Origin of the sequence: Eudoraea adriatica DSM 19308, assembly GCF_000382125.1 — a bacterium.
Lineage (GTDB): Bacteria > Bacteroidota > Bacteroidia > Flavobacteriales > Flavobacteriaceae > Eudoraea > Eudoraea adriatica.
Genome location: NZ_KB907552.1, coordinates 112,257 through 132,135 on the forward strand (window position 1 = coordinate 112,257; position 19,879 = coordinate 132,135).

The 19,879-nt window shown below is 38.7% G+C and carries 13 protein-coding genes and 1 riboswitch; of the genes, 7 read left to right on the plus strand and 6 right to left on the minus strand.

The window, feature by feature from the left end; translation table 11 throughout:
• Positions 1-21: 21 nt before the first annotated feature.
• The 3 genes from thrA to metK form a co-directional block, all read right to left on the minus strand.
• Complete coding sequence (thrA, locus tag G504_RS0115400; protein WP_019671093.1) at positions 22-3,426, minus strand: bifunctional aspartate kinase/homoserine dehydrogenase I; 3,405 nt, start codon at positions 3,424-3,426, stop codon at positions 22-24.
• An 87-nt stretch (positions 3,427-3,513) separates the two neighbouring features.
• Positions 3,514-4,806 carry an O-acetylhomoserine aminocarboxypropyltransferase/cysteine synthase family protein gene (locus G504_RS0115405; RefSeq protein WP_019671094.1) on the minus strand — a complete coding sequence of 431 codons (1,293 nt, stop codon included), beginning with the start codon at positions 4,804-4,806 and terminating at the stop codon, positions 3,514-3,516.
• Between the two features lie 181 nt (positions 4,807-4,987).
• Positions 4,988-5,099: riboswitch (SAM riboswitch) on the minus strand.
• Positions 5,100-5,175: 76 nt separating this feature from the next.
• Entirely contained in the window at positions 5,176-6,432 is a 1,257-nt protein-coding gene (gene metK / locus G504_RS0115410) for a methionine adenosyltransferase (protein ID WP_019671095.1), read from the minus strand.
• Between the two features lie 340 nt (positions 6,433-6,772).
• Here metK and G504_RS0115415 point away from each other — a divergent pair, with 340 nt between their 5' ends.
• Entirely contained in the window at positions 6,773-7,387 is a 615-nt protein-coding gene (locus G504_RS0115415) for a deoxynucleoside kinase (RefSeq protein WP_019671096.1), read from the plus strand.
• Positions 7,388-7,455: 68 nt separating this feature from the next.
• Here G504_RS0115415 and G504_RS0115420 read toward each other — a convergent pair whose 3' ends face one another.
• The 3 genes from G504_RS0115420 to G504_RS0115430 all read right to left on the minus strand — a co-directional run bounded on the left by G504_RS0115420 (position 7,456) and on the right by G504_RS0115430 (position 13,563).
• Positions 7,456-9,846, minus strand: coding sequence for a sodium-translocating pyrophosphatase (locus tag G504_RS0115420; RefSeq protein WP_019671097.1), 2,391 nt, complete (start codon positions 9,844-9,846; stop codon positions 7,456-7,458).
• An 87-nt stretch (positions 9,847-9,933) separates the two neighbouring features.
• On the minus strand, positions 9,934-12,426 hold the full coding sequence (locus G504_RS0115425) for a DUF5686 family protein (RefSeq protein ID WP_019671098.1): 2,493 nt from the start codon (positions 12,424-12,426) through the stop codon (positions 9,934-9,936).
• Between the two features lie 159 nt (positions 12,427-12,585).
• Positions 12,586-13,563, minus strand: coding sequence for a pyruvate dehydrogenase complex E1 component subunit beta (locus G504_RS0115430; protein WP_019671099.1), 978 nt, complete (start codon positions 13,561-13,563; stop codon positions 12,586-12,588).
• Positions 13,564-13,748: 185 nt separating this feature from the next.
• Here G504_RS0115430 and G504_RS0115440 point away from each other — a divergent pair, with 185 nt between their 5' ends.
• The 6 genes from G504_RS0115440 (at position 13,749) to egtB (ending at position 19,872) form a co-directional block, all read left to right on the plus strand.
• Positions 13,749-14,495, plus strand: a complete 747-nt coding sequence (locus G504_RS0115440; RefSeq protein WP_019671100.1) for an electron transfer flavoprotein subunit beta/FixA family protein — start codon at positions 13,749-13,751, stop codon at positions 14,493-14,495.
• Between the two features lie 59 nt (positions 14,496-14,554).
• Positions 14,555-15,523, plus strand: a complete 969-nt coding sequence (locus G504_RS0115445; RefSeq protein ID WP_019671101.1) for an electron transfer flavoprotein subunit alpha/FixB family protein — start codon at positions 14,555-14,557, stop codon at positions 15,521-15,523.
• 85 nt (positions 15,524-15,608) lie between these two features.
• A complete protein-coding gene (locus G504_RS0115450; protein WP_019671102.1) occupies positions 15,609-16,238 on the plus strand; it encodes a bifunctional nuclease family protein in 630 nt (209 codons plus the stop codon).
• A gap of 18 nt (positions 16,239-16,256) precedes the next feature.
• Entirely contained in the window at positions 16,257-17,720 is a 1,464-nt protein-coding gene (locus G504_RS0115455) for a NupC/NupG family nucleoside CNT transporter (protein WP_019671103.1), read from the plus strand.
• A gap of 109 nt (positions 17,721-17,829) precedes the next feature.
• Positions 17,830-18,654 (plus strand): thymidylate synthase, encoded by an 825-nt coding sequence (locus tag G504_RS0115460; protein ID WP_026348623.1) that lies wholly within the window; start codon positions 17,830-17,832, stop codon positions 18,652-18,654.
• 57 nt (positions 18,655-18,711) lie between these two features.
• Positions 18,712-19,872 (plus strand): ergothioneine biosynthesis protein EgtB, encoded by a 1,161-nt coding sequence (gene egtB, locus G504_RS0115465; RefSeq protein WP_019671105.1) that lies wholly within the window; start codon positions 18,712-18,714, stop codon positions 19,870-19,872.
• Positions 19,873-19,879 lie beyond the last annotated feature (7 nt).

A 19,879-nucleotide genomic window follows, 5' to 3' on the forward strand; every position in this document is an offset into this window, starting at 1 on the left:
ACCGGGGTTATTCCTTTATTACTATATTTTTTCAGCAATACGTAAAATATCCCCAAAAACACCCCGTGCTGTTACAGCGGCACCAGCACCGGCTCCCTGAATTACCAAAGGATGTTCACCATACGATTCCGTATAAATCTCAATAATGGAATCTGAACCTTTAACCTGACCCAAGGCACTCTCCTTAGGGACAGATACCAATTTCACTTCCAGATTGCCCTTTTCCTTTTGCAAATCACCATATAAATCGCCAACATAACGGAGTACATGATCTGGTTCCTGCTTGTTCTTAATTTTACTAAAAAAATCATCCAGCACTTCAAGTTCATTTAAAAATTCCTTTACACTCCCCTTTCGAAGGGGTGCCGGTATAAGATTTTGAATCAAGATATCCTCAAATTCATTTTCAAGTTCCAGTTCACGGGCCAATATCAGCAACTTTCTACCTACATCATTCCCGGATAAATCTTCTCTTGGATCGGGTTCAGTATAACCATTTGAAATGGCCTTTATCAAAATTTCCGAAAAGGAAGTATCCTTTTCAGAAAAAGTATTGAAAATATAGCTCAAAGAACCTGAAAAAACACCTTTAATGCGGGTAATATTTTCACCTGAGAGATGCAAAAGCTTAATTGTATCTATTAAAGGTAAGCCGGCACCAACATTGGTTTCATATAGATATTGTTTTTGTTTTTTTGCCAACTCCTCCCTTATCAATCTGTAAAAATCAAATCCCAGGGTATTCGCAATTTTATTTGAAGAGACCAGATCAAATCCATTATCGATAAAATCAAAGTAATTGACCACAAAATCCCGGCTTGCCGTATTGTCTATAGCTATTAAATTTTCAAGATGATGTATTCTGGCATACTTAAAAATATCATCAATCGTATAGGGTATGCCATTATCATTAATTTCCTCCTCCCATTTTTTAGAAATCCCTTTTTTGTTTAAAAGCAAATTTTTAGAATTCGCGAGAGCAAACACATTAAGATTGATCCCTTTTCTTTCCTCAATACCCTTCCTGGAATCTAAAATCTGATTTACTAACGTACCTCCCACATTCCCATGCCCAAAAATGGCCAGGTTAATTTTTTTGCTAATGCCAAAAATTTGACCGTGCATTACATTAAGTGCTTTATGCAGGTCAGATTTCTTAACCACCAGGCTCACATTTTTCCCTGATATGGTATTATTAAATAAAAGGGGTACTATTTGATTCTTGATAAGGGCATTGTATGGTTTGTGAAAAGAACTAAGATCCTGACCCACTATAGAAATGACTGAAACGTCGTCTACAATAGTTATTGTATTGATATCACGCGATTGAAAATCGCTTTCAAATTCCGTTTCCAGGGCTCTTTTTGCCAAATGGGCCTTTTTTGAGTTCACAACTAATCCAATTCCTCTTTCAGAAGAACCCTGGGAGATGATGCTTACGCTTATGTTATTAAGGCTAAGAGTCCTGAAAATACGAGCATCAATTCCTACCTTCCCTAATAAGCCTCTCCCTTCAAGATTAATCAAGGCTTCATCTTCAATAGCGGATAATGATTTTATTCCTGCTTTGCTGGATTTAGCACTAATAAGTGTGCCATCATTGTCATTGTTAAAAGTATTGAGTATCCTCAGCGGAATATTCTTTTCAATTAAGGGTATAATAGTCTTTGCATGCAAAATGGTTGCGCCAAAATTGGCAAGTTCATTTGCCTCACTATATGACAATTGTTCTATTCTTTGGGCTTCAGGCACAAATTCCGGGTTTGCCGTGAATATACCATCTACATGTGTATAATTTTGCAATTCTTCGGCGTCCAGAAAATTTGCAATGAGCGAAGCCGTATAATTGCTGCCATTACGCCCTAAGGTTGTAGTTTCATCTGCTTCAGTAGAGGCTATAAAACCGGTTATCAATGGCACCACATCCGATTTTAATTTTGAAAATTCATGGATTACATTTTCCCGTGAAACATCTTCCAGCAATTTTGCGTCTCCATAAGAATCGTCCGTTTTTATCAGTCGGCGAGTATCAAGTAGTTTTGCATTGATACCTTTCCCAATTAGTAATTTTGTAATTAACTTACCCGATATCAGCTCGCCATAAGCCAGGACCTGGTCTTTTATTTTAGGGCTATAATCCCCAAGCAAAGTAACTCCTTCAAATAATTTAACCAATTCCAGGAATTCTTCTGAAAGACTGATATTTTTAAAAGTGTGTTTTTGATATCTTTCAAAATCTTCAAAATCTTTCCTGTAATCCAGACCCTTTGCAGCTTTATCCAATATTGACTCCAATTGATCCGTAGCCTTTTCCCGTGCGGATAAAACCACGGCAATATTTTCTCCATTTTTGACTTTGTCAGATACAATATCCAACACCCTTTCCAATCCTTCTCCGTTAGAAAGGGACTTACCCCCAAATTTTAAAATTTTTATTCTCTGAGATTTGCCGTTGGTATCAAAAACGCCTTTGAGCAGTTGTTGCATTTGTTCAAATTCAATCAAAAATGCATCATGCCCGTGCAATGACTGTATTTCACCATAGGTAACATTACTTTTGGCCTGAGCCAACTGTTTAAAGGTATCCTTATTCTCATTCGCTGTAAAAAAAAGGTCAGAATCCACACCTATAATGTGAATATTGGTTTTACTGTTTTGAAGGTTATTAAATGCCGTTTCTCCATCTCTGGTAATATCAATGGTTTTTAATAACTGGTTGGCTAATTTATACGCTGAAAGTTGAAACCTTTCATTCAATTTTTTTCCATGATGCGTTAGCCAGCTTTCAACATTAAATACCTGTAATTCTTCATTCGTGCTTCTTTGAAACCTTGCTTTAAAAGACTGTGGCGTTCTGTAACACAGCATTGCATGCATCCTTGCATCGTGAACCGGTTGCTTTGAATTTACCAGAAATTGTTCCTGAATCTGACAATTGGCAATAAGCCAATCTGTTGACTTCCAATCCGCAGCCACAGGGATCAAGTGTTCTGTAAGCCCGGGATTTATTGCAGCCATTTCCCAAGCTATACCACCTCCCAAAGATCCTCCGATAAGGGCATATAAACGATCTATACTAAGTTCTTTCAATCCCAGCAGAAATATCCTTGCGATATCACCTGCCACAAAATCTTTATAATTGTCCACCACAAAACCGTCATATCCGTTTCCGGGTATATTGAAGGCCAAAACCGTATATTTTGCAGTGTCTATGCATTTGCCATCTCCAATCAATGAGGCCCACCAGCCATCTTCTCCGGCTACATTTGAATTTCCCGTAAGGGCATGATTTACCACAACAATAGGTGCTGAATGTAAATCTTTGCCAAAAAGCTGATAGGACAACTCAATATCCTGAACAACACCCCCAATGGCTTTATACTGCAGAATTTCTATTTTTTGAAGAGTTGTATTCAATTTTTTCATCCAGGTAATGTCATTAAAACTGAGCGGATGCGATTCTAATACTTATTGAATGCTCTCTACTCAGCTTATATCAGTATTGTGTTATGGCTATGCCAGAACAGATTTATCAATTGTGGCAAAAGCTTGTTCCAAATCGGCTTTAAGGTCATCCAGATTTTCCAATCCAACAGATAAACGTATCAGGTCTTTTGTTACTCCAGTAGATTCCTGCGCTTCATCATCCAATTGCTGATGCGTGGTACTTGCCGGATGAATTATTAAAGATTTGGTGTCACCAATATTGGCCAATAAGGAAAAGATTTGGGTTCCGTCGGCTATTTTCTTTGCAGAATCATATCCCCCTTTAACACCAAACGTTATTAAGCCGCTTTGGCCTTTTGGCAAGTAAGCCTCGGCCTCGGCAAAATATTTACTACTTTTTAAACCCGGATAATTTACCCAGGTAACTTCATCCCTGCTATCCAGCCATTCTGCCAGATCAAGCGCGTTTTCACTATGTTTTTTCATACGCACTTCCAGAGTTTCCAGGCCCTGGATTATTTGAAATGCATTAAAAGGGCTCAAACATGCGCCATGATCCCTTAAGCCTTCAATACGCACTTTAGCAATAAAGGCAGCGGGGCCCAGTGCATCATGATAAACCAAACCATGATATCCTGCTGAAGGTTCCGTAAATTCGGGAAATTTCCCGTTTGCCCAATCAAAGGTTCCGGCATCTATTACAGCCCCTCCCAATGCGGTGCCATTGCCATTGATATATTTGGTAAGAGAATGTATTACGATATTGGCCCCATGCTCAATAGGGTTTAACAAGGCGGGTGTTGCTACTGTATTATCCACAATAAATGGAATTTTAGCAGCCTTTGCTTCTGCCGAGATAGCTTTTAGGTCAAGAACATCCAGCTTTGGGTTCCCCAACGACTCCACAAAAATAGCCCTTGTATTCTCCTTTACAGCCTTCCCAAAATTAGAAGGGTCTGAGGGGTCTACAAATGTTGTTGTAATCCCAAATCGGGGAAGGGTAACACTCAACAAATTATAAGTACCCCCATAAAGGCTATTGGAAGCTACAATATGATCTCCGGATTTCAACAGAACCAATAAGGCTGTATTAATAGCTCCGGTTCCGGACGAAGTAACTACGGAGGCAATACCTCCTTCCAGGGCAGCAAGTCTTTGCTCCAAAATATCATTCGTGGGATTATTAATCCTGCTGTAAATATTTCCAAACTCAGCTAAAGAAAATAAATTAGCCGCATGTTCAGAATCATTAAAAACATAGGCGGTACTTTGATAAATAGGTACTGCCCGTGTCCCGGCATTTAAAGTTGTGTCGTGGCCGGCGTGTAGGGCATTAGTTGAAAATTTGTGTTCACTCATGATGTTTGTTTCTTTGTATTCAAAAAGAATACTGGTTCCTAATAGAAATTGTTTTCAAAACGATTTTTAAATCATTTTTGTTCATATAAATCAGCACAATCCAACCCTAAGTGCTACACTGAGCGGTTCGGAAATATTAAAATGTTATAAAGAAAGACGAATTACCAGGTGTAATTCTTGATTGTTATCTGTCACATTTTTACTGTGATAGAATTTAGCACCTTCTTTGCGTTTGAAACAAAGGGTTGCTAAGGTTTCAAAGGGTCTATTCCCTCCACCTTTCTTGATAACTTTTCAACAAGTGATTGAACTTACTAAAAGCAAATATAAGTACGGATTAACTGATATTCCTAGTATTTGTGCAAAAATTTACAAATTGAATGCTGATTTTACCTTATCCACCATATTCAATTTCTCCCATGTAAATAACTCCACTGTTTTTTCAACTCTCCCATTATAAGGCGATTCAAATACTTTTGACACTATTCTTGGTTCCTTCCCAAAATGTCCGTAAGCCGCTGTTTCCAGATAAATAGGATTTCTTAACTTAAGTCGGTCTTCAATATCATAAGGCCTCATTTTAAATAGTTCCGCTACTTTCCTGGCTATTTCACCATCACTTAAAGCCACTTTTGAAGTTCCATAAGTATCTACAAAAATAGAAGTAGGCTCTGCCAATCCAATTGCATAACTTACCTGTACTAATATTTCATCAGCAACTCCTGCTGCAACCAGATTTTTTGCCGCATGTCTTGCTGCATAAGCGGCGCTCCGGTCTACTTTGCTAGGATCCTTTCCACTGAAAGCGCCTCCACCGTGGGCACCTTTTCCTCCATAGGTATCCACAATAATTTTTCTTCCGGTTAAACCCGTATCTCCATGAGGTCCACCAATAACAAATTTACCGGTAGGATTAATATGGTAAGTAATCTTATCATTAAACAAGGCCTGGGTACTCGGTGGCAATTTTGCTATAACTCTCGGCAATAAAATGGTAATGAGGTCTTCTTTGATTTTTGACAGCATTTTATCATCATCCTTGTCAAACTCATCATGTTGGGTAGATATTACTATGGTATCAATCCGAACAGGTTTATTATCATCCGAATACATAATTGTAACCTGTGCTTTAGCGTCAGGTCTTAAATAAATTATATCTTTATTTTCTCTTCTTAACAGCGATAGCTCCTCCAGTATTCGATGCGAAATATCCAATGCCATTGGCATATAATTTTCACTTTCGTTAGTTGCATAGCCGAACATCATGCCCTGATCGCCTGCACCTTGATCTTCCTTTTTTTCGCGTTCAACTCCCTGATTTATATCCTTAGACTGCTCGTGTATCAATGATATGACTCCACATGAATCACCACTGAACTGATATTCGCCTTTGGTATAACCAATTTTATTAATAACATCTCGTGATATTTGTTGAAGATCTACATAGGTATGGCTTTTTACTTCACCTGCCAAAATTACCTGACCCGTCGTTACCAGGGTTTCACAGGCTACCTTACTTTCTGAATCAAAGGCTAAAAAATTATCTAATAATGCATCACTAATCTGATCGGCAATCTTATCCGGATGTCCTTCACTAACAGATTCTGAAGTAAACAAATAGGCCATAGAAATTTCTTTTTAGCATTAAAATTGATTTGACGTATGCTGGAAAAGTAGTTTACAACTCAGATTGATCTGTAGAAACTGCTTTAGCATTTTTTCTTGTGCAGGATCTTAAGGATTGTAACCGATCCACTAAAATATAATCTGCATAAGAGGTTGCAATCAGTCAAATCCCTCCTCTTAATTTAATGTTAACAAAAATACATAATTGCCAATGAAATAAAAAATTTTTAAAATATAATTAACTAAAGTATTTCAACAACTATTTTTTCTCTTCCAGCAGATACTTTGTATATTGTGTTCCTCTTATATTTAAGATACCAACCTTAAATTAAAACACTTTATGCATATTGCTGTAGCTGGAAATATAGGAGCCGGAAAAACTACCCTCACCCGGCTTTTAGCGAAACATTACAGATGGGAGGCTCATTTTGAAGATGTAGTAGACAATCCTTATTTAGATGATTTTTACAATCAGATGGAACGTTGGAGTTTTAATCTTCAGATCTATTTCCTCAATAGCAGATACAGGCAAATATTAAAGATCCGCGAATCAGGAAAAAATATAATTCAGGACAGGACCATTTACGAAGATGCCCACATCTTTGCCCCTAATTTGCACGCGATGGGCCTTATGACTAACAGGGATTTTGGCAACTACACCAGTCTTTTTGAATTAATGGAAAGCCTAGTACAACCGCCAGATCTGCTGATCTACCTTAGAAGTTCTATCCCCAATTTGGTAAATCAAATTCACAAGCGAGGCCGCGATTATGAAAATTCTATTTCCATAGACTATTTAAGTCGGCTGAACGAACGATATGAAGCCTGGGCCCATGGTTATGAAAAAGGCAACTTATTGGTTATTGATGTGGATCAATTGGATTTTGTTGACAATCCGGAACATCTCGGTGAAGTTATAAATAAGATAGACGCCGAAATACATGGACTCTTTTAGAGGTTACCAGCAAAAAATCCCCGTGGTTCGCCCGGGGATTTTTTTTTGAAGCTTGGAAATAACAATTACTATTCCTCCGTAACTTCTTTTACCTGCTTTTCTATGCGGATTTTTGAATTAGAATCGACTTCATCTAATGCTTCTATCTGCTTTTTTACTTCTTCTTCACTGCCTTCAAAAATAAGTTCACGACTATTCTCCGCGCCATTTTCCATAGTGGTTATCGTTACAACGGCTTTTACAAGATCCTTATCGTTCTTTTTCATCTCCACCTGTATCTCTTTCTTGACTTCCACCTTACTATTTGTAGCATTATACGCAGTTAAGGTATCTGAAGAAATGGCGATACTTGGCGCTATCACCAAGGCTACAACAGACATAAGCTTTAAAAGTATGTTCAATGAAGGCCCAGAGGTATCCTTAAAAGGATCTCCAACGGTATCTCCTACCACAGCTGCTTTATGTGCGTCCGTGCCTTTACCGCCGTCTGCTTCAATCATTTTTTTGGCATTATCCCATGCGCCACCCGCATTCGATTGAAATATTGCCATAAGCACGCCACAGGTAGTAACCCCGGCTAAAAGTCCTCCGAGCATTTCTGCACCTCCTATAAAGCCAACTGCAACAGGTACAGCAATTGCCAATAATCCCGGCAATACCATTTCTTTAATGGAAGCTTTTGTAGATATATCTACACATTTGTCATATTCCGCAACTCCGTCTGCAGCATCAAATATTTTTCTGTCCTCTGGCGTTGCTTTGGACATATCAGAATCATACTTTCTCATGACTTCCAATGCAGCATGCAATTCCGGAATATCCCTGAACTGTCTGCGAACTTCTTCGATCATAGCCATAGCGGCCCGGCCCACTGCATTCATAGATAAGGCAGAGAACACAAATGGAAGCATACCTCCTACTAATAAACCAGCCATAATATCAGGTCTTGACACGTCTATCGCAGTAACATTAGCTACTTTCATAAAGGCTGCAAACAATGCTAAAGCTGTCAATGCAGCAGAGGCAATGGCAAATCCTTTTCCTATTGCTGCTGTAGTATTACCTACGGCATCTAATTTATCTGTACGCTCACGAACCTCTTTGGGCAATTCAGCCATTTCTGCAATTCCCCCGGCATTATCGGAAATAGGACCGTAAGCATCCACTGCCAATTGAATCCCGGTATTTGCAAGCATTCCAACGGCAGCTATTGCAATCCCGTATAAACCTGCAAAATGGTGTGAAACCAAAATAGCCCCTGCTATTAAAATAATAGGAACTGCAGTAGACATCATTCCAACACCTAAACCTGCAATAATATTTGTAGCAGCCCCTGTACTGGATTGCCGCACTATTGAACTAACTGGTTTAGTTCCTGTACCTGTATAGTACTCCGTTATTTTACCAACCCCAAAACCAGCTATTAAACCGGCTAAGGTAGCCCAGAAAACACCAATTGCCCCAAAAGGCAATCCGTCAATAGTTTCAGGCAACATAGACGTAATTATAAAATAGGATGCAATTATCATTAAAAACCCAGATCCGAATTCGCCTAAGTTTAAGGCCTTATGAGGGCTTCCCCCATCCTTTACCTTAACGAAGAAAGTGCCAATAATTGACATTACAATACCTACAGCAGCTAATACCAATGGTAAATATACTGCTCCCAGACCACCGAATTCCGGCGTAAAGATAAATGCACCTAAGACCATGGTACCTATAATGGAACCAACAAAAGATTCAAATAAATCGGCTCCCATACCTGCAACATCCCCTACATTATCTCCTACATTATCTGCAATAGTTGCGGGATTCAACGGGTGATCTTCAGGAATACCTGCTTCAACTTTACCTACTAGATCTGCACCAACATCTGCTGCCTTGGTATATATACCTCCACCAACACGAGCAAACAAGGCTATGGATGATGCTCCCAGGGAAAATCCGGAAAGCACATTTAGTACCATAGGAATATTTTCACTACCCGGCCAAATCATTTGGTAAATCATAAATAGCCCGCTTAATCCAAGAACACCAAGTCCGACAACACCTAATCCCATTACAGAACCACCTGCAAAAGCTACTTCCAGGGCCTTGCCCAAAGATTGTCTGGCTGCCTGTGTTGTTCTAACGTTTGCCTTTGTTGCAACACGCATTCCTATAAAGCCGGCTAATGCAGAACAAATGGCACCTACTACAAAGGAAAGTGCAACCATTCCATTGGATCCTTCTTCAGAAGCTCCCTTGAAATACAACAAGATAGCTACAGCCACTACAAAAATTGAAAGGATTTTATACTCCGCCTTTAAAAAAGACATTGCCCCATCTGCAATATTTTTGGCGATTCGTGCCATCTTTGCATCCCCCACCTCTTGCTTGGAAACCCAAATATTTTTTATTAAGACAAAAAGCAGTGCTAAAACACCAAAAGCAGGTAAAATGTTTACGATTAATTCCATATTAGTTAGTTATTTGCTATTTAAAACGGGTGCAAAAGTAGTAAAATGGATTAGAATAAAAAAGCTTAAATAGTTTCTATGGAGAATTTAAAAACTAAAACCAAATGTTCCTTTAATACTAAAGGGGCGGGCATCCGGGTTCTCCAAATAATTACCTCTGAAATTAAAGTCGATTCTGAAAATCTTGAAGATATTCCCAATACCAAAAGAGTACTCCCAATAAATCTTGTCGGAAGGAGCTATCAGTGGGATATTCGTTGGGCTGCTCAGTGCAATATTTTCATCCGTTAAGGTGCCCCATGCTCCCCGTAAACCAACTATCTCCCTTAAATTCCAATTTCGGATGATTGGTATCCTTGAAAAAATCCGGCCATTGAAATTATGTTCTAAATGAACAGTGGCATAGGTATCCGTAACAAACTCGTAAAAATTTAAATTTGGAAATGTATTATATATGGTCCATAAGGTCTGGTTTCCGGGTATTACACTCAATAGGCCCAGGGGCACAGATCCAAATGTTTTACCAACCTCAACAGTACTTAACAATCTTCCGAAACCTCCAATCTGCCATGGTTGTGTATACGAAAATTGAATTTTATCAAATTCAAAATCGCTTTGAAAAAACCCTTTTAAGCCCCTTGTATAGTTTAATAATAGAGTGCTGTAATTGTCATTTACGTTTCTTCTTTCCACCCCGTTACCAATAGTTTTTTTACCAGGTGTAAACAAGAGTATTGTATTTAGTTCAAACTGTTTAATCTCAGAAGATATACCTGTAGGAGAAGCAGGATCAATATAATCCAGACTAAATGCATCGGGCAATGCCGAGCTTAAAGTGCGATAGGAACTCCCGAAACGAATCCTGAAATTGGTTATAGGCTCAATATCTGTGTTGAATGTCGTAAGGTTAATATTGGTAAGCCTGTCATTAGCTCCAACCGTAAAAATTGCTGAAGAGGCCACGCTTCTGCCTAGCACATCAGTAGTTTGAGTGAGGTTAATACCCAATTGCTCTATATCTCTTCGGTTACCTCCGGATAGTATCAGTCTCGTTTTTTTATCCAAAAGCCATTTGCCTGAAATACCGTGCTTAAATTTTTCATCTTTAAACCCATATGCCAAATACCCCTCGATTCGCCAGGGATCATTTTGCCCAAAATACGTTCGGGCCCCTCCTCTTAATCTAATTCCTTCGGCTTCATTATACCCAAAACCACTGTAGATACTTCCCAAGTCTATATTCCATCTATCAATTTCTATATAACCAGATGCCAAAATGCTTGCAATATCATAGGCCGTATTAAAACGTGGTACCGTCTTGAGTGTATCCAAAAGATCATATATTCCCTGTTCATCCTTATTAAGGGATTCCAATCTGTTATTTTTCCAAAATATGCTGTCGCGTTGAAACGTAATAGGGTTAAAAGGATCCGTTTTATTTTTATAGAACTGCCCGGGTTTTTCTATATTAAAACTATAGTTATCGTAAACAGTTGTCCTTTTTCCATAGACTCCCTTGGATTCTTCTTTTTTAAAGAGGCTAAAATCACTCAGCATATAGTCTCTTTTTAATAAAAAAACAGAATCGTTGAGTACTTCGTATTCCTGTTCTATATAAATTTCCTTAACCCAATTTATATTGGCACTTTTTGTAACCTCCAGATTAATTTTTTTAATGGCAAAAGTTGAATCGTTAACCCAAAAATCTCCTTTAAATGTCAGTTCATTTTTTCTCCTGGGATAATATATAATATGGTAGCACCATTTGCTGTCTATATATGCACTGTCTGAAAGCACATAATTATAAGCATCAATACCAGCTTCAGAAACCGGACTGGGAAAACTCTTATCGAAAAACTTTAAATACCTATCATAAATATCATATTCCGAATAAAGATCCTTAACAAAGCCAATAATTGCCTGATTATTACTAAAGCCTGAATTTTTATTCCCTAAAACATCCTCTTTGGTCTGGCCTAAATTGTTATCTCCATATACTTTACTTGAGGTTTCATTTAGAAATATTGGCAAATAAGTTTTTCCTGTAATTCTGGACGTATCAAGATCCTGAAATACAAATTCCATTCCTTTAAAAAGCTTACTCTTCATCATGGAACTATCTATTGAATTTAGGTCAAATTCTACCTTTTCATATTTATCATATTGATACTGCTCAAACATATAAAGGCCATTGATTTTCTTTTTTGCCCATATTTTTTTCAGGATTTCTATTGCCGGATTATTCTTTTTAGATTGTTTCCCCATATACACAATAACCTCATCTAACTGTTCCCCTTCCTGCAAAACAACCTTGAGATTGTAGTTTACCCGTTGTGCTAACTTTAATTCTTCTGTTTTATAGCCAATGAATGATATGAGCAGAGCGTCGTATTTTATTGAAGATTCCAAATAGAATAACCCATCTTCATTGGTAATAGCACCCTCTGTAGAACCTTTAAAAACAACGTTGGCAAATGCTACAGGATCTCCTTCCCCGTCTACTACAATCCCGCCGGCTTTAGTCTGAGAAAAGACAAATACGGGCGTTAACAAAAGAAAGAATAACAGGAATCTTTTCATCAGAATTGAATATTGCAATTCTCGATCCAAAGTAATCGAATACACAAAATTTGCAGCTATGGTTTAGGGTAAATTGACTTCGAATAGAGTTCCTTTAATAAAAAAGCTTCGCCAAACCTTGGTCGACGAAGCTAAGATACCTTTACAAAATCATTTAACTTATTTATATAACACTTTCTTAACAGCCTTGATTACATCTTTATAATTCGGTATCCATTCTTCGAGCAATACCGGCGAATATGGTGCAGGTGTATCTGCGGTGTTTATCTTTACAACAGGAGCGTCCAAATAATCAAAAGCTTCTGATTGAACCAAATAAGTTATCTCGGTTGCAACGTTTCCAAAGGGCCATGCCTCCTCAAGTATAACCAACCTGTTTGTTTTCTTAACCGATTTTAATATCTCTTCACGATCCATGGGCTTTACTGTTCGAAGGTCAATTATTTCGCAACTTATACCTTCTTTTTCCAATTCATCAGCCGCTTTGTATGCCTCTTTTATAATTTTTCCGAAAGAAACAATAGTGACATCTTTACCTTCCCTTTTAATTTCCGCTACTCCCAGGGGTATAGTATATTCTCCCTCGGGTACTTCACCTTTATCCCCGTACATTTGTTCAGACTCCATAAAAATTACCGGGTCATCATCCCGGATTGCAGATTTTAAAAGCCCTTTGGCATCATTAGGATTCGAGGGCACTACCACTTTTAAACCCGGACAATTGGCGAACCAGCTTTCAAATGCCTGTGAGTGTGTTGCGGCTAACTGCCCTGCTGAACCTGTAGGTCCGCGAAAGACAATTGGACAATTAAACTGCCCCCCGGACATCTGTCTGATTTTTGCCGCGTTATTTATAATCTGGTCTATCCCTACAAGTGCAAAATTGAAGGTCATAAATTCTATTATAGGCCTGTTTCCGTTCATTGCAGACCCTACACCTATTCCTGAAAAACCCAATTCAGAAATTGGCGTGTCCAGAACACGCTCCGGACCAAATTCATCTAACATTCCTTTTGATGCCTTATAGGCCCCATTATATTCTGCGACTTCTTCACCCATTAAATAAATAGATTCATCTCTCCGCATTTCTTCTGTCATTGCCTCAGCAATAGCTTGCCTAAATTGTATAGTCTTCATCTAATTGTGGTCCCCTTTTTAAATAATTCACTTTAAAATGCCAACAAAAATAGGAAAATATCTACCAATTAGCGCTTCCGGCGAATTAAAAAAAGATACAAAATTTACTATGCATGCATAGTAAATTTGAAAATTAATAGCTATCTTTGCTGCTACTTTTTGAATGCACAAAACGCAAGATAGGCATGAAAATATTAGTTTGTATCAGTAACGTACCGGACACTACTTCGAAAATCAATTTTACTGAAGGAGATACAAAATTTGACACCAATGGTGTGCAATTTGTAATTAACCCCAATGATGAATTTGGTCTGACCCGTGCCATGTGGTTTAAGGAAAAACAGGGGGCAACTATTCATGTGGCGACTGTTGGGGGCCCTGGCGTTGAACCAACAATGAGAAAAGCCCTTGCCATTGGCGCAGATGAGGCTATTCGAATAAATGCAGAACCAACAGATGGACTTTTTGTTGCTCAGCAACTTACCGAAATTATTAAGACTGGTGGCTATGACCTTATCATAGCCGGCAGAGAATCAATAGACTATAATGGAGGTATGGTTCCCGGCATGATGTCCGCCATGTTAAATTATAATTTTATAAATACATGTATTGGACTGGAAATTGAAGGCAATTCTGCTACAGCCGTACGTGAAATTGATGGTGGGAAGGAAAAACTCTCCGCGGAGCTCCCCCTAATTATAGGCGGTCAAAAAGGCCTGGTAGAAGAAAGTGATCTCCGTATTCCGAATATGAGAGGCATTATGATGGCCAGGCAGAAAAAACTAAATGTACTGGAACCCATTGATGCCAGTTTTGGAACCGAAGACATTAAATTTGAAAAACCAGCGACCAAAGGCGCTGTAAAATTGGTAGAATCAGATAATATTTCAGAATTAATAGACCTGTTGCATAATGAAGCCAAGGTCATCTAATTATTAAATCAGGTTTCAAAATTTCTTGAAATTTTGAAATTAATCTTTAAAAGCACAATATGTCAGTTCTTGTTTATACAGAGTCCGATAACGGTAAATTTAAAAAAAATGCCCTGGAGGCTGCCTCCTACGCGCATAAGTTAGCTGAACAATTAGGCACTTCAGTAACTGCAATAACAATTAATATGGCAGATTCCGAAGTAATCGGAACTTACGGAGTTTCAAAAATTTTGAAAGTTACCAATGATAAACTTTCCATTTTTAATGCGAAGGCTTACGCAACAACTATAGCACAGGCCGCACAAAATGAAGGAGCCAGCACCATTGTCGTTAGTTCCAGCACAGACACAAAGTATATGGCTGCTATCCTCGCCGGAATACTAAATGCAGGATATTGCACGAATGTTGTTGCTCCACCTCTAAGCACCAATCCTTTGGTTGTAAAAAGAACGGCTTTTAGCAATAAGGGATTTGCACATACAAAGTATAAAACTGCTACCAATATTATAGGAGTATCGAATAATGCCTACGGAATATTCGAAAACAAGCTTAGCCCACAGTTAGAAGACTTTGAACCCAGCTTAACTGATGCCGATTTCTCTGTTCAATCATTGAATATTGACAAAGTGGTTGGAAAGGCAACCATAGCGGATGCAGATATAGTCGTATCTGGCGGAAGAGGATTGAAGGGTCCCGAAAATTGGGGTATGATTGAAGAATTGGCAGAAGTTCTCGGAGCAGCCACAGCCTGCTCTAAACCGGTTTCAGACATGGGATGGAGGTCTCATAGTGAACATGTTGGACAAACAGGTAAACCTGTTGCAAGCAATCTTTATATTGCAATTGGTATTTCCGGAGCAATTCAACATCTTGCAGGTATTAATGCCTCCAAAGTAAAAGTAGTGATCAATACAGATCCCGAAGCGCCATTTTTTAAGGCTGCGGATTATGGCATAATTGGGGATGCCTTCGAAGTCGTACCCAAACTCACCGAAAAATTAAAAGAATTTAAGGCCCAAAACGCTTAATTTTTGTTAATTTGTGCCTCTAAAGCACTATTTAAATATCTGGAGAACCCTTATTTAAATAGCGCTGATTGGTATACTTATAAATATGAGTTTAGTAAGGTTAAAAATAAAAGGTATTTCCTATAGTCAGACCCAAAATGGGGCTTATGCCCTTATTTTAAATGAAGTAGATGGCGACAGAAAACTACCTATAGTAATTGGAGCATTCGAAGCCCAGTCTATTGCCATTGCTCTGGAAAAAGAAATAAAGCCTCCAAGACCTCTTACTCACGATCTTTTCAAGAATTTTGCAGACCGGTTCGACATAGTAGTTAAACAGGTTATAATACATAAATTGGTGGATGGCGTCTTTTATTCGAGTATTATTTGTGAACGCGATAAAATTGAAGAAATAATAGATGCCAGAACGAGTGATGCCATTGCCCTTGCACTTCGGTTTAATGCGCCAATTTTTACTTATAAAACCATTTTAGACAAAGCTGGTATCTTCCTGAAGTTTTCCTCGAAAGACAAAGAAAAAGCAGAGGGGGACGATAGCATTGTAGTTGATGAAATTTTGCAGGAGGGCGAAACGGTAGAAATAGATCCCGGCACAGCAACTCCTTACAAGGAATTAAGTCTCGAGGAATTGAACAAGGAATTGGCCAAAGCCGTGGCCAATGAAGACTATGAGAAAGCTGCGAAACTAAGAGATGAAATATCTAAACGCAATTGATAATATACCATCTCGTCTATGAACCTCAGGTTTTGGATTCTTTTATTTTTATTGATTCTTTCATTTCCTTTAGTAGCTCAGCTAAATCAGATTCCGGATTCTCTGCCCGTTTCAATAGATACCACTACATTAAATGACATTTCCACACAAACCATTGATATTATAACTCCTAATCAGGGTTTTTCATTTAACTCCCTGTGGAGAGGAGCTTTAGGAATGTTTGTGTTAATATTGATATCCTATCTCTTTAGCGCCAACCGTAATGGAATTAATTGGAGAACGGTCGGAATTGGGGTTGGGGGTCAACTAATTCTGGCCATAGGGATATTAAAGGTTCCCTTTATTCAGACTATTTTCAGAGCCGCAGGACAGTTTTTTGTAAATATTCTTGATTATACGCTTGCAGGAAGTGAATTTTTACTGGGTAACCTTTTAAATGTGGACAATCCAAACATTGGATATGTCTTTGCATTCCAGATCTTACCCACCATCATTTTCTTTTCGGCACTCACCTCCGTTCTGTTTTATTTGGGAATTATACAAAAAATTGTCAAAGCCCTGGCCTGGTTACTCACAAAAACGTTGGGTATTTCAGGTGCAGAGGGCCTTTCTGTTGCCGGCAATATCTTTTTGGGACAAACAGAGGCTCCTTTATTAATCAAGGCATATTTGGAAAAAATGAACCGTTCGGAAATTCTTTTAGTAATGATTGGCGGAATGGCTACTGTTGCGGGAGGGGTTTTGGCTGCATATATTGGTTTTCTGGGAGGTACCGATGAGCTACTTCGATTAGAATTTGCACGCCATTTATTGGCAGCTTCAGTCATGGCGGCTCCCGGGGCAATTGTAATATCTAAAATACTCTATCCGCAAACTGAAGCAGTTAATAAGGAGATACAGATATCTAATGAAAAAATTGGATCAAATTTGCTGGATGCCATTGCCAATGGAACTAGCGAAGGTTTAAAACTGGCAGTAAATGTAGGCGCTATGTTACTGGTTTTTATTGCCTTTATAGCCATGATTAACGGCATCTTAGGTTGGTTTGGCGACTTTACTTCCCTAAATGAATGGATTTCTTCCAACACTGTTTACGATTCCTTTTCGCTGGAAGCAATTCTGGGGGCTCTTTTTGCACCTTTAATGTGGCTGATTGGCGTAAATACTTCAGATATTATGCTAATGGGACAGTTATTGGGAATCAAACTAGCTGCCAGTGAGTTTGTTGGCTATATTCAATTGGCAGAATTAAAAAATGTCCTGAACCCTACCCACTTTGCCTTTAATAAATCCATTATTATGGGCACCTATATGTTATGTGGATTTGCCAATTTTGCTTCAATTGGAATTCAAATCGGCGGAATAGGTTCGTTGGCTCCCGGTCAGCGAAAAACACTATCAGAATTTGGCATGCGAGCGGTCCTGGGAGGTACGCTGGCTTCCTTGTTGTCAGCCACAATTGCCGGGTTGATTTTGGGTTAAACTTTTTTTAAAGTCTTTGCTAAAATCTGTTCTGGTTAATAAGTTTTTAAAACTCAAAAACCAATCCAATCTATCTTTCATTAAATTCGTCTTCGAAAGTTTAATTCCTATGAAACAATACCACGATCTATTAAAGCATGTTCTTAAAACCGGTGCTCAAAAATCGGACAGGACCGGAACTGGTACCTATAGCGTCTTTGGCTACCAAATGCGATTTGACCTCAGTGAAGGATTTCCGATGGTAACAACCAAAAAATTGCATTTAAAATCTATCATTTATGAATTACTTTGGTTTTTAAAAGGAGATACGAACATTGGCTATCTGCAGGAAAATGGCGTTAGAATCTGGAACGAATGGGCTGATGAAAAAGGCGAATTAGGGCCGGTATATGGGCATCAGTGGCGCAATTGGAATGGTGAGCATATAGACCAGATATCTGATGTTATTAAAACATTGAAGGAAAATCCGGATAGCCGAAGAATGCTAGTATCTGCATGGAACCCCAGTGTTTTGCCGGATACTACTAAATCTTTTTCGGCAAATGTTGCAGATGGAAAAGCGGCATTACCTCCCTGCCATGCTTTTTTTCAGTTTTATGTTTCAGATGGAAAATTATCATGCCAGTTATACCAACGCAGTGCGGATATCTTTTTAGGTGTACCATTTAATATTGCTTCCTATGCCTTATTTACAATGATGATGGCTCAGGTTTGTGGCTATGCCCCGGGAGATTTTATCCATACTTTTGGTGATGCTCATATATACAACAATCACCTGGAGCAAATTGAGCTGCAACTCAGCCGCGAGCCCAGACCACTGCCAAAAATGGTACTCAATCCCGAAGTCAAGAATATCTTTAATTTTAAATTTGAGGATTTTAAACTGTTGTATTATGATCCGTATCCGCACATCAAAGGCACTGTAGCAGTGTAGTAAGGAGCTCTTTTATCTCCGCCCATAAATTCCTATATTTAAAGGAAATATTATGCTATGCTTCTTACTGAAACACTTTTAGATACGTTCTTAATTACCAGAAAAGAAAGTGAAACAATTTGCGCTCCTCTTGAAATCGAAGACTATGTAGTTCAGCCTGTAGAATACGTTTCGCCACCTAAATGGCATCTTGGACATACAACCTGGTTCTTTGAAGAATTTTTACTAAAACCATACTTAAAAGGCTATAAGGTTTTCGACAGGGAATTTTCCTATGTCTTTAACAGCTATTATGAAACTGTGGGAAAAAGAGTGGTCCGTGCAGACCGCGGCAATCTTTCAAGACCATCGGTCCAAAAAGTATATGCCTACAGACAATACGTCACCAACGCTATTAAACTCCTTTTAGACAAAGTAAAGGATGAAAAGATGCATCAACTTTTGGAAATTGGTATACACCATGAAAAGCAGCATCAGGAACTTTTAGTAACAGATATCAAATATATTTTAGGAAATAACCCCTTATTACCCGCCTATACTGATTCAATTAAGGAACACAGAGAAGAGAGCCATCGGCAAGACTGGATTTCAATGGATCCCGGCATTTATGAAATTGGCCACGACCAGGATTCATTTTGTTTTGACAATGAGCAGGCAAGGCATAGGGTTTACCTGCAGGCTTATGAAATTTCAAACAAACTTGTTACGAATAGAGAATATTTGGAATTTATTAATGGCGGGGGCTATAGTTCATTTGAATTATGGCATGCGGAAGGTTGGGATTGGGTCTGCAAAAATGAAATTTCCTCTCCACTTTACTGGCATACTATTGATGGAGAATGGTTTAACTATACCCTTGAAGGACTGCAAGAAATTAGTGGGGATACCCCAATTACACATCTTTCCTATTTTGAAGCCTTTGCATTTGCACAATGGAAAGGGTATAGGCTGCCAACCGAATTTGAATGGGAGGCCGCACAGGAATATTTCCCATGGGGATACAGATGGGAATGGACAGAAAGTGCCTACCTGCCTTATCCGGGCTATAGGAAAGAGGAAGGCGCCTTAGGGGAGTACAATGGCAAATTTATGATAAATCAGAAAGTCCTTCGTGGAGGCTCTTTCGCCACTCCCGACAATCATACACGCTTTACATACCGCAATTTTTTTCACCCGCATTTAAGATGGCAGTATACTGGTTTAAGGTTAGCCAAATAATTCCGAC